The sequence below is a fragment of the Streptomyces sp. PSU-S4-23 genome (assembly GCF_055632315.1).
In genome coordinates this window covers 3,785,807-3,798,353 of sequence record NZ_JBVMUU010000002.1, presented here as the reverse complement: position 1 = coordinate 3,798,353, position 12,547 = coordinate 3,785,807, and the positions used below count along the sequence as shown (strand labels likewise).

Sequence of the window (12,547 nt, the reverse complement as noted above, 5' to 3'; positions counted from 1 at the left end):
GGCGTCAGGCCGGGTGGCGGTGTCCACGGTGACACGGGTGACAATGCCCAAGCCCGGGTCCAGTGAGCCGACGAGCGCGGGCAGCCTCCAGTTCCAGGGCGTTGCAGCGCCCGTTTTCAGGACGTCCATCAGGCGATCCCGTCCCGGGCGGTTCTCGGCTGCCCGTTGTCGTCATTCGCAGGGAACGGCACCGCCGTGGCCGCGTTGCGCGAAATGCTCTCGGTGGGGGCAGGGCACTCCCGGCCGTGGAGCAGCGCGCGAGACGGACTTCTTGCGGCGCTGGTGCGCGGACTGGGAGTGAACGGAGGAGCCCGGCCCGGTCCCGCGCAGCCGAACACCGCATCACCCGGGTGAATCGCACCTCCGTCGTGCGACACGAGGCCGGCGGGATGGAAGGGCATGGTTATGGCGGAAGGCGAACGGCAGCCGGACAGGGGCGTGGTGGACCGGTCGGAGGGCTTCGGTGAGCGGCTGCTGGGCGTGCTGCTGGACCGCGCGCACGAAATGCCGCCGCAGCTGATCGCCCCTCTGGTCGCGGAGGAGGTGAGCCACGTCGGTGGCCGGGACGTCTCGATCCTCTTGCAGGACTACGGGCAGCTGCATCTGGTGCCGCTGCCCGGCAGGCGGCTGGTCGTCGGCGAGCCCGAGCCGATCGGTGACTCCCACGCCGGCACCGCCTTCCTGCGTGCCAGCCCCGTCGAGGTGCAGCAGCCCGGCGGCATCCGGATGTTCCTGCCGTTGCTGGACGGAAGCGACCAGGTGGGCGTGCTCGCCCTGACCCTGGACGCCGTCGATGACGACGACCGGCGGCTGCTGCGCCGCCTGGCCGGCCTGGTCGCCGACATGCTGGTCACCAAGCACCACTACACAGACCAGTTCTTCCTGGCCCGGCGCCGCGAGCCGATGAGCGTGGCCGCGGAGATCCAGTGGTCCCTGCTGCCGCCGCTGGCGATGTCCGTCCCGCAGGCCGCGCTCGCCGGCATCCTCGAGCCCGCCTACCACGTCGCCGGCGACAGCTTCGACTACGCCCTCAACGACGACATCCTGCACCTGGCCATTGTCGACGCGATGGGCCACGGCCTGGACGCCGCCACGATGGCGACGATCGCCGTCGGCGCCTACCGGCACGCCCGACGCGCAGGCATCGGCCTGTCCGAGATCTACGCGTTTATGGACCGGGCCATCGCCGAGCAGTTCGGGCCCGACCACTTCGTCACCGCGCAGATGATGCGCCTGGACATCACCACGGGCCACCTGCGCTGGGTCAACGCGGGCCATCCCGCGCCGCTGCTGATCCGCGATCACGAGGTCGTCCAGCAACTGCACAGCCCCACCACCCTGCCGGTCGGCTTCGGCGGCGACGAGCCCCGGGTCAGCGAGCAGACACTCCAACGTGGCGACCGGGTGCTGTGCTTCACCGACGGCCTCATCGAAGAGCGCGGAGCCGGTGGTGAGCAGTTCGGCGTGGAACAACTCATCGACTGGGTCAGGCGCATCGAGCACACCGAGGAAGGCGTGCGCGCGGTGGTGCGCTCCCTGTCCCACGTCCTGAAGCAGGAACGGGGCGGCATCACCAGCGACGACGCGACGCTCTTCCTGATCGAGTGGCGCGGCGGCGCCGCCGACCACCTCGCCACCATGGAGTGAAGCCACACCCCGCACCACCACTGACGGAACCGACACGGTACGGACCCCGCGGCCCGGCCGACTGCCACGCGCTCGACCGCGGCCACACGAAGCCGGGCCCTCACGAGCCGTGCCTGTCAGGGACGCGGCCCGAGGGGGACCCGGGGAACATCGGCCTGTCCGGACCACGGACGGAGCAACGCGGCTCTCGACCCCACTGCCCGAGTGGCTCTCATTCACCTGCCGAAAACGGTGAGGCCGTGGCGCGCGCCGAGCCGGTGGCACCGGGGGCGGATGTCTCCCACGCGGTGGTGACGGGGGAGCCGTTGACGGTGCTGGAGGCGCAGTCGCCTGCCGCGGAGCTCGTGGTCGACGGGTCCCGGGGGCATGGGCGGGTTCGCCGGGCCGCTGCTGGGGCCGGTCAGCCAGGCTGTCGGGGTGCCCGATCGTGACGTCCACGCACAATCGCCCGTCAGTCATGAATCCGGAACCTGTGCGAACCGAACCCCGTACCGGCGGCCCGCCGTGCACGGATATTCGGCAGGCGCCCACGGGTACTCGAGCACTGGCGCCAGGGCCCGGCCTGATCCGTACGGGTTGATGCCGGTGTCCCGGTCTTCGGGGGATCTCGGCGGGGCCGAGCGGCCCCTCGGGCGGCCTGATGGCCCCTGGCCGCGGTGGGCGGCGGCGCCGAGGCTGGGAGGTGGAACGGCCGCTCGCCGGTGGCCTTCCGGGACGGGAGCGCGCGATGAGTGACCCGCTGATCGTCGGGGTGGACGGTCCCGCCTCCAGCCTGGGCGCGGCCGAGCCCGCGGCCCGTGAGGCGCACCTGCGAGAGGTGCCGCTGCGCATCGTGCACGCTTTCCGCTTCCGCCGTCCTCCATCGCATCTGCCGTCCGATGCGGCTCCGTGGAACGCGGCCGCCCACGGCCTGGAGCCGATGGTGCACGGGGCACCGGCCCGCGCCGAGGAACGGGCGCACGCGGTGGCACCGGACATCGAGACCACCCGTTCCGTGGCGGCCGGTGAGGCGTTCGACGTGTTGGAGATCGAGTCACGCCCGGCGGCGGTGGTCGGCAGCCGGGGCCTTTCCGCCTTCGCCGGGCTGCTGCTCGGTTCCACCGCGGTGCAGCTGGCCGCCCACGGTCACCGCCCGCTGATGGTGGTGCGTGGACGCCCGGCTCCGGCCGGTCCGGTGCTGCCGGCCGTGGACGGCTCCGGAGCGGGCGAGGCGGCGGTGCGGTTCGCGTTCGCCGAGACCGCACCGCGCAAGACGCCACTGGTGGCGCTGCACGTGGGGAACACCTGGAGCTGCGCCTACGAAGGGCCCGGTGACCCCCTGACCGCCGTGGTGGCGGACAGCGACCACCTCCGCGAGGCCGAGCAGCCCCTGCGGGACGAGACGGCGACCTGCTGGCAGGAGGTCTGTCCGCACGTCACGGTGGAGCGGCGCCTGGTGCGCTCCCGGATCCGCCCCGCCCTGGTCGACGCCGGCCGGGAAGCGCAGCCGGTGTCGGCCGGAGCCGGGGGCCGCGGCGGCTTCACCGGCCTGCCGCCCGGTCCGGTCGGTCAGGCCCTGCCTCACCACGCCCACCGCCCCGTCGTTGCCGTGCGCGGCAAGGAGTGACCCATGTCCCAGCAGCCCCCGGCCGCTGCCACGTCCCCCACCACACCCACACCTGCGGAAGCGGTGGCGGACGCCTACCGGCGGGAGGCCACCGAGGTGGCGGGCCTGCTCGACGTGGACCCGGCGACGGGCCTGACCGCGGCGGGCGCCGAGCAGCGGGCCGGCGCCTGGGGAGCCAACGAACTGGCCGAACCGGCCCGCCGGCCGCAGTGGCTGCGCCTGCTGGACCAGTTCCGCAGCTGGCTGATCGGCATCCTGCTCGCCGCCGCCGTCGTCGCCGGAATCATCGGCGACGTCAAGGACGCCATCGTCGTCACCGTCGTCCTCGTCATCAACGCCACCATCGGTTACCTGCAAGAACGCCGCGCCGAGCGCAGCCTGGAAGCACTGCGCCAGATGCTGGTGCCCACCGCCCGGGTGCGCCGTGACGGCAGGGTGGAGACGGTGCCGGCCCGCACCCTGGTGCCCGGCGACGTCGTCCTCCTCGAATCCGGCGACCGCGTCCCCGCCGACGGGCGCCTGGTGGTCGCCGCATCGGTCGAGGCCGCCGAGGCCGCTCTCACGGGAGAATCCCGTCCCGTCGCCAAGACGACCACGCCCGGCACAGCCGACGGCGACGAGCCCGTGCCGGTCGCCGAACGCACCGGCATGCTCTTCATGAACACGGCCTTGACCCGCGGCCGCGCCGAGATGATCGTCACCGCCACCGGCATGCGCACCGAGGTCGGCACCATCGCCGAGGCACTGCGCACCGGCAGCGAACCGCCCAGCCCACTGCAGGTCCAGATGGACAGCCTCGGCCGGCGCCTGGCCCTCGTCAGCGGCGTCGCCGTGGCCGCCTACGTGCTCGCCGCCCTCGTCCGCGGCGAAGACCTGGCCGGCCTCGCGCTGCGCGCAGTGGCCCTGGCGGTCGCCGCGATCCCCGAGGGACTGCCCGCCGTCCTCGCCCTCACCCTGGCCCTCGGCGTCTACCGCATGGCCCGCCGCGGCGCCATCGTCAAACGCCTGGCCTCGGTCGAGGCGCTGGGCTCCGCGACCGTGGTGTGCAGTGACAAGACCGGCACCCTGACCCTGAACGAGATGACCTGCCGCACCCTGTGGGCCGCCGGACGCCGGTACGAGGTGAGCGGTGAGGGCTACGGCACCACCGGCACCGTACGCCCCGCCGACAACGGTGCCCCGGCCCCGGACCTGCACGAGACGGTGTTGCCGTTCGCGCTGTGCAACGACGCCCGCCTCACCCCGGGCGGCATCATCGGCGACCCCACCGAGGCGGCCCTCATCGTGCTCGCCGCCAAGACCGGTCTCGACGCCGACACCCTGCGCGCCCGCACCCCACGCACCGGCGAGGTGCCCTTCGATCCGGCGGCCAAGTACATGGCCACCTTCCACACCGATGCCGGCGGATCCACCCGCATCCACGCCAAGGGCGCCGTCGACGTCCTGCTGGACCGCTGCACCCACGTCCTGACCGACAACGGTCCCGCCCCCCTCACCGCAGAGCGCCGCCGTGAGGTCACCGATGCCGCCGGGCGGATGGGCAGTCGGGGCCTGCGCGTCCTCGGCGCCGCCACCGCCACCGTCACCACCACCACCGACCGGCCCGACCCGGACGAGGTGACGGGGCTGACCCTCACCGCTATCGCCGGAATCGCCGACCCACCCCGCCCCCAGGCCCGCGACGCCGTCGCCCTCGCCCAGGCCGCCGGGGTCACCGTCAAGATGATCACGGGGGATCACGCCGACACCGCCGCCGCCGTCGCACGCGAACTCGGCATCACCGGCGACGCCGTCACCGGCACCGATCTGGCCCGGATGAGCGAGCAGGACCTCGCCGGCCGCATCGAGGACATCGGCGTCTTCGCCCGCGTCGCCCCCGAGCACAAGGTCACCATCGTGCGCGCCCTCTCCCGGCGCGGCCACATCGTGGCCATGACCGGCGACGGTGTCAACGACGCCGCCGCCCTGCGTGCCGCCCACATCGGCGTCGCCATGGGCATCACCGGCACCGACGTCGCCAAAGAGGCCGCCGACATGGTGCTCACCGACGACGACTTCTCCACCGTCGTCCGCGCGATACGCGAAGGCCGCTCCATCTACGACAACATCGTCACCTTCGTCCGCTTCCAGCTGTCCACCAACATCGGCGCCATCCTCACCCTGCTCGCCACCGTGCTGGCCGGACTGCCCGCACCCATGTCCGCGATCCAGCTGCTGTGGGTCAACATCATCATGGACGGGCCGCCCGCCATGGCCCTGGGCATCGACCCCCCGCGGGACGACGTCATGCACCGCCCGCCCCGTCCGCCCGGTGAACGCCTCCTCAACGCGCGCCGCCTGACCGCCATCACCCGGGCCGGCGCCCTCATGGCCACCGGCACCGTGGCCGTCTTCGCCGCCGCCCGTCATCTCACCGACACCGCGACGGCCGCCACCATGGCCTTCACCACCTTCGTCCTCTACCAGCTCTTCAACGCCCTGGCCGCACGCAACGAGGACGGCCCCGTCCTGGGCCGCCACCAACTGCACAACCGCACCCTGTGGATCTGCCTGGCCGCCGTCCTCACCCTCCAGGTCATCGCCGTCCAGGCACCTTTCGCCCGGAGCGTCTTCGACACCGTCCCCCTGGAGCCCGCTCAATGGGCCGTGTGCCTGGCCACCGCCGCCACCGTGCTGCTGACCGAACACGCCTGGCGCGCGGGACGGGCACGTATCGGCCTCGCCGCCCGCCGGAGCAGCGCGGACTGACCGACTGCGACACCACTGCCGCAGATCGCCTTCGTATGCGCGGCCCCGCATCGGACCACCGAACGACCCTCCGCAACCTCACGGAAGCGTAAAGCGCGCCCGGCGCACCGGGCCTGGTCCTCGGACGAATCCGCCTGTCTGACGAACCTTCGGCCGAGCCGCAGGGTGGGCGAGCCCGTCACCCGGTGCCCTGTTCCTCGGTGCGAAGCCGGAGCTTGCGCCTGCGTGCCGCAAAGACGAGGGTGGTGCCCATCGCCGCTGTGCTGGCTGCCCCGATGACGACCCGCGTGCGGCCGGAGGAAGCGGCCTTCGCCAGGCTGGCCCCCGTCGGGGCGGTCCGGCCGGTCGCCGCGTCGAGGATCAGCCGCGTGACGGCCCCAGGATGGGTGACCATGGCGAAGTGCGGGGCGTCCACCTCGATGGTGTGGGAGCCGGCGCGCTCGGCCATGAAGCGTTCGGCGGCCGGCGGGATGGCCCTGTCGCGGGTGGGGATCAGGTACCAGGACGGAATGGTCCTCCACGCTGCCGCCCGAGACTTCCCGGCAAGCGCGGCGGCCGCGATCGGACGCTGTGACGCAGCCATCACGTCGGCCGTCCGGGCGGGGGCGCCGGCGACCAGCATCTGACGGAACTTGTCCGGCTTGACGTAGAACTCCATGCCACTGCTGCCGCCGGGCAGCGGATAGGGCACAGGTCCGAGCGCGGTCCGCGGGAGGCTGCCGCCGGGGAACCGTCTGTCCATCTCCTCCGCACTCTCGCCCTTGTCGAGTGCCATGGCCGCGATGTAGACGAGCGCCTGGACGCTGGAAGCCCGTGCCGCGGCGTTGGTGATCACTGCTCCTCCGTAGGAGTGACCGACCAAGACGATCGGGCCCTCGACAGTGCTGAGGAACGAGGCGAGGTGCGCGGCGTCCTGAGTGAGGTCTCGCAGATCGTCGGGCGGGGCGACGACGGGATAGCCGAACCGCTGCAGCCGTTCCATGACGCCCCGCCACACCGAGCCGTCGGAGAAGGCGCCGTGTACCAGCACGATCGTGGGCTTGGTGCCTGAGCCGGCGTTCGGTCCGCTCCGGCCGTCAGCAGAGTGGGCCGTCGCCGGGGCCGCGGTTGTCGAGGCGGCGATGACAAGCGCGGCGGACACGGCGGAGGTGCGTATGCGGGAGGGCTGGACGGGGGGCAGGGACAACACGGCCTGTCTCGCTTTCAGTGAGAGGGCGTCGGTTAAAGAGCCTCCTCGACGCGGGTGTTTCGGGCCCTCCGGCAGGTCCGATGGGGTGACGGGGCGGGGTTCTTGCGTCCGGCGTTGGCCTCGTAGAGCGAACGAGCGGAGCCCTACTCGGCTTGCCAGAGCTGCCCGAGGATGCTGTCTGGGTGGAGACCGCCGGAGCGGTAGCACCTGTGCGGGGTGAACCCGACGACCATCGACGACGGCCACTCGGTGATCTCGTTCTGAGGCTATGCGGTGAGTTCGGTGGGCAGGGCGGTCTCGTCGGTTTCTGACTCGATCGGGTGGAGGCGGGCCGGGCCTTGGTCGGCAGGTCGAGTCCCATGTGGCGGCGGGCCTCGGTCCACTCGTCGTTCTGCTCGGCCAGGACCGTGCCGAACAGGCGGATCACGGCGGAGCGATCAGCGAGTGCAGGAATGCCGGCCGGCCGGCGCCGTCCTCGGCGGTGGCGACGTCCAGGATCTCGCGGTGTCCGCCGGCGTGGACGCCGACCGCGATCAGAGCATGGTGGTTGATGACGCGGCGCCCTCGCGGACCTTCCCGTTCAGCGCGTGGACCCAGACGAAAGAGTAGGGTCCGGCCTCCAGTGGCCGGTTGCGGAAGGCGGCGGCCTGCTTGTCCAGGTGCTTGGCCATCGCGGACACCTGGGACTTCGACGGCTGCGTGATGCCGGGGGACTCGGCATGTTTCTCGACGCGGCGGGTTGGGACGCCGAGCAGGTAGGCGGCGGCGACCACCGAGATGAGGGCCTGCTCGGCCCGGCGTCGTCGTTCCAGTAGCCGGTGCGGGAAGCAACTGCCGGACCTGGGCTCGGGGATGGCGAGTTCGACGGTCCCGGCCCGGGTGTCCCACTCGCGCGGGCGACAACCGTTGCGGCGGTCGGCTCTCTCGTCGCTGACCTGCCCGTATTCGGCGTTGCAGAGGGCGTCGGCCTCGGCGGACATGAGGGCGTCGGCGAACGTCTTGATCACCGCGCGCAGCAGATCGGGACTCGCCGCGGCGACGTTGTCCTCCGTGAGGGCGTGCAGGGGCAGACTGTCGGGTGCGGTCATCGTGCTGATCTCCTTCGGGCTTCGACACCTCGAAGATCAGCCGGTGGCCGTTCATCCATGCGGGCATCATCCCGGCGCCGGAGCAAACCCCCGGATCAGGTCGAACCCGTACACCACTTCCATGGACGCAACCGCCCCGCCGGTGACCTGGGGCTTCGATACCCGGTGAGGCGGCTGCAAACTCGACCGCGAGACACCCTCGTTGACCGTGGCCGACCGCTGCATCTGGCATGGTTGTGGCACGGACCTCAGCCGACGACAGTCGGCCACGACGGGGGGTGCGCCGGCCGACCAGGCGCGCGTGTGTGTGCCCCGCCGCCGCTGCACCGCCACCGGCCTCAGCCACAACTCGTGTCGTCGACGGAGCCAGACGCCACGGCGGGCCCGCGCCGAGAGCAGCTGCATCTCCGAAGCCCTGAGCTTGGAAAGCGACGGCGCCTGAGTGGGCGCTGTGACCCTGGCCTGCGCAGACGTCTCCGACGGGGAGTGGTTGTCGGGACCGGATCGAACCGCTGGTGACCGTGGTCTTCCGCTCATACGGGCACGCGCAGGGCACAGCACCTTCCGGGAGAGGAACGCGGTGCTCCAGCGACGGTTTCCGCGCTGGGCTGCCTGATACCTGCCGGTGAGGTGACGCCGCGGCCCTCGCCTCCGCGAGGTCCCTCAGCCAGGGCGGGGCCGCAGGCCGTTGTGGCTGCGGCCCCGCTCGGGCGTCGGGCTCAGGACGGGTCGCCGTACTGGAGGCCGCGTCCGTTGGTGCCGACGTAGACGCGGGCGTAGGTGTCGGGGTCGCCGGTGATGATGCCGAGGCCGCCGATGGCGCCCCACTGGTGGGCCTTGTCGTTGATGCGGAGCCAGGTGGCGCCCTTGTCGGTGGAGCGGAAGACTCCGGTGACGTTCTTGACGGTGCCGATCAGGTACAGGGCCTGGTAGGAGGTGCCCGGCTTGGCCTTGCCGAAGCCGAGGGCGGAGGCGGATTGCACCGTTGTGATGGTGGTGAAGGTGCGGCCGCCGTCGGTGGAGTGCAGCAGCCCCTTGGCGCTGCCGGCGATCCACAGGTCCCCGGCGATGCCGGGGACGGCCGTGAGCCGGCCGGCGGGCAGGTTGGTGGCGCGGGCGGTGAAGGTCGCGCCGCCGTCGGTACTGGCGTAGAGGGTGCAGCCGGTCAGTGAGTAGAAGGTCTTGGCCGAGGAGCGGTCGGCGACGACCACGGCGTCGGTGCCCAGGCCGCTGACCTTCGACCAATTCGCTCCCTTGTCGGTCGAGCGGTACGGGGCCTGGCCGGCCTCGGTCCAGACGATGGTGGAGCCGTCCGCCGCGAGCGCGATGTGGCCGCTGTCGGCGCTGCCGACCGGCTCTGCTTTGAAGCCGTTCCAGTTGCGGCCGCCGTCGGTGGAGTAGGCGCCGTCCTGTTCGCCGCCACGGCCGACCCGGACCGTCATCGAGGGGTTGGACTGGGCGAAATCGATGTCGGTGCTGTTGGTCATCATCGGGTTCTTCAGCCGTCCGGCGGGCACCTTGGTCAGGGAGTCGTACCAGAAACCGCCTTGGTCGCCCATGGCGGTGATGAGGGTGGCGCCGCCGGGCGGGGCGATCGCGTCCGCCAGTGCGGTCTCCTCCAGCCCCTGGGCCCCCACGGTCCAGTGGCTGGTGCCGCCGCTGTCGGTGGCGGTGACGTCCTTGCTGCCCCAGATGCCGCTGCCGGTGCCGTACAGCACGTGCCCGGAGTCGAAGGGATCGATGGCCAGGGCGGTCATCCAGTGCCCGATGCCGGTACCGACATACGGGGCGGCGGAGGGGTCCCGCACCGATTTCGCGGCCAGTGCCTTCCAGGTCGCGCCGCCGTCGGTGCTCCGGTAGAGCTCGTCCTCGGGCCACCAGCGGTCGAGGGTGGTGACCATCACCGTGGACGGCCTCTGCGGGTCGACGGCCAGACCGGAGAACCCGTAGCTTCCCTGGGACGGGGAGACGTTCTTCCACGCCCCGCCGGCCGGCGTGTACTTCCACACCGAACCCGCCGTCACGCCGTTGGGGCCGAGGTTGTTGGTGTAGGTCAGGTACAGCGAGCCGTCACCGGAGAGCACGCCGTGCTGCGGCATCTGGCCGGTGGGCTGCCCGGAGACGGCCTGCCAGGTGCTGCCGCCGTCGGTGGAGCGGTACAGGGAGGTGGACCGGTCGGCGACGCCGACGTAGATCGTCTTGCTGCCGGCCGGGCCGTACGTCACGAAGGAGATGCCCGCGCCGCTGCTCGCCCCGTCCTTGACGGGGAAGGAGGAGACCTGACTCCATGTCACGCCGTAGTCGGTGCTGCGCCACAGGCCGTTCTTGCGGGTGCCCAGCAGCAGCATGCCGTGGTCCGCAGGGTTGATCACCAGCCGTTCGCCCGCCCCGCGGCCGTCCTCGTTGCCGCCCAGCTTGAAGGGCAGATCGGTGCGCTGGAAGGTGCGGCCCCGGTCGGCGGACCGCAGGATCGCGCCGTTGCCCGCCCACTCGTTGGTGTAGGTGCCCGCCGCGAGGTAGAGCCGGCCCGGGTCGACGGGGTCGGTGGCCAGCGAATCGATGCCCAGCAGGTTCCAGTCCTTCTCGCCGACCCAGTCGGTCAGCGGGATCCACTGCTCGGCCCCGGTGTCCCAGCGGTAGGCCCCGCCCATGTCGGTACGCGCGTACAGCAGGCCCTTCTCCCGCGGGTTGAACACCAGCCCGGTGACGTAACCACCGCCCACCACCTGGGCGTTCTTCCACACATACGCTCCGGCCGCGGCCGTGGTCTGCGCCCCGCCGGCCCCGGCCGCCTGGGTCTCGGCCGTCTTCACCAGCTTCCACTGCTGGTTGGTGCTGCCCCTGCCGGGATACTGGATGACTGCCGCACCCTGGGCCGTGGAGCCTGCGGAGACGTCCAGGACCTGGCCGCTCCTGCGGGAGGTGAAGGTGACGGCGCCGGAACCGCTCACCTCGTTGATCCGCCACTCCTGGGAGGCGGAGGAACTGTCGGTCTGCTGCTCGGCGGCGGCCCCCTGCGCGGCCGAATCGCCCGCTATGCCCAGCACTTTGCCGCTGTTGCGGTTCACCAGCTCGTAGTAGCCGTCCCCGGCGGACTTCAGCCTCCACTGCTGGTTGGCGGTGTTCTGGTCGGTCCACTGCTGGATACGGGTGCCGTCGGCGGTGGAGAAGCCGTTGACGTCCAGCACCTTGCCGCTGCGCACGGAGACCAGCCGGTAGTAGGCATTGCCGTCGACCGTCGCGGCCTGCGAGTCCTCCTGCGCGAACAGGAGATACGGCACGACGACGGCGGGCACGCCGAGCAGCAGACCGGTGGCGGTCCAGCGACGGCGGTGACGCCCGCGGCGCCCGCCGTGCGTGGGGGTGTTCATGGGGAGGTGTTCTCCTTGCATACCGTTCACCAGAGGAAAGGCGAATCCGGGCCACGGCAATGGCAGGATCCGACTCCTTGTGGTCACAGGCACCGCAAAGGGTTGCCCCAAGCCGGGAACTTCTTCACCTCGTGGTGCGCTGGGCTCGTGGCGCGGTCGGCGTTGATCAGCAGCCGGGTGACGCTGGTGCCCTTGCTGTCGACGCGCTGACCTGCCGGCGCATGACCAGTGACCGTGATCGGGCCGACGCTGATCGGCTCGGAGCCGTGATCCGCCAGGGTCGGTGAGAGGAAGCTCCCGACTGGGGTCTGTTGTGCAAGTGCAGCTCACGGGCATGCATTTCAGACAACGACTGCGCGGGCCGCTCCATCCGCCACCTGTACCGCAAGAGGGCGTGCCACCGGGCGGCCGATAGCCTCAAGGGGTCGGCATCCCGTCCAGGAGCACGGCCACCACCATGTACACCGGGATAGCCAAGGCCACGGCCAACCCGGCAAGGCAGCCCCATATGGTCAGTCGCATGCTGGTTCTCGCGTAGTCATCGCTCTTCGGCACGTCCATATCCAACAGTTGAGAGACACCGGCTCTCTACCCAGGGATGTGGACTCCGCGTGGACTCCAGTGGCACTCATGTGGCACGACCCCGAACACGGCGAAGGACCAGCCTGGGAGGGAATCCCTCCTGAGCTGGCCCTTCTCTCTGTGCCCCCGGCAGGATTCGATTCGAACCTGCGACACCCGCTTCAGGAGTGGGATCGAATCCTTGCCGGGGGTGCCCGACGCTGATGCGTGGTGCTGTCTCACCTGGTCAGCGCCACGTGGCCGCCCACTCGATCCGCCTCATGACGCGCCATGCCGGACCGTCCGCTCACGCATCGCGCACGCACGAGGGAGCTTC

Annotated in this window: 5 protein-coding genes and 1 pseudogene; 3 read left to right on the top strand and 3 right to left on the bottom strand. The window is 71.4% G+C overall.

The annotated features are described in order from the left end of the window. Positions 1 to 405 precede the first annotated feature (405 nt). The 3 genes from ACZ79I_RS17365 (at position 406) to ACZ79I_RS17355 (ending at position 6,001) form a co-directional block, all read left to right on the top strand. The gene (locus ACZ79I_RS17365) at positions 406 to 1,647 is read left to right on the top strand and encodes a PP2C family protein-serine/threonine phosphatase (RefSeq protein WP_471498393.1); all 1,242 of its coding nucleotides are present in this window, start codon (positions 406 to 408) and stop codon (positions 1,645 to 1,647) included. Positions 1,648 to 2,374: 727 nt separating this feature from the next. Continuing rightward, positions 2,375 to 3,253: a universal stress protein gene (locus tag ACZ79I_RS17360; RefSeq protein WP_471498391.1), complete on the top strand. Its 879-nt coding sequence runs from the start codon at positions 2,375 to 2,377 to the stop codon at positions 3,251 to 3,253. A 3-nt stretch (positions 3,254 to 3,256) separates the two neighbouring features. Next, positions 3,257 to 6,001: a cation-translocating P-type ATPase gene (locus tag ACZ79I_RS17355; protein WP_471498390.1), complete on the top strand. Its 2,745-nt coding sequence runs from the start codon at positions 3,257 to 3,259 to the stop codon at positions 5,999 to 6,001. A 178-nt stretch (positions 6,002 to 6,179) separates the two neighbouring features. On the opposite strand, the gene ACZ79I_RS17350 is transcribed toward ACZ79I_RS17355, so the two are convergent. The 3 genes and pseudogenes from ACZ79I_RS17350 to ACZ79I_RS17340 form a co-directional block, all read right to left on the bottom strand. Beyond that, positions 6,180 to 7,031 (bottom strand): alpha/beta fold hydrolase, encoded by an 852-nt coding sequence (locus ACZ79I_RS17350; protein WP_471498388.1) that lies wholly within the window; start codon positions 7,029 to 7,031, stop codon positions 6,180 to 6,182. A gap of 591 nt (positions 7,032 to 7,622) precedes the next feature. Continuing rightward, positions 7,623 to 8,278 (bottom strand): annotated as a pseudogene (locus tag ACZ79I_RS17345) (transposase); the annotation flags it as partial. 719 nt (positions 8,279 to 8,997) lie between these two features. Next, positions 8,998 to 11,649, bottom strand: coding sequence for an RICIN domain-containing protein (locus tag ACZ79I_RS17340; protein WP_471498387.1), 2,652 nt, complete (start codon positions 11,647 to 11,649; stop codon positions 8,998 to 9,000). Between the last annotated feature and the right edge of the window lie 898 nt (positions 11,650 to 12,547).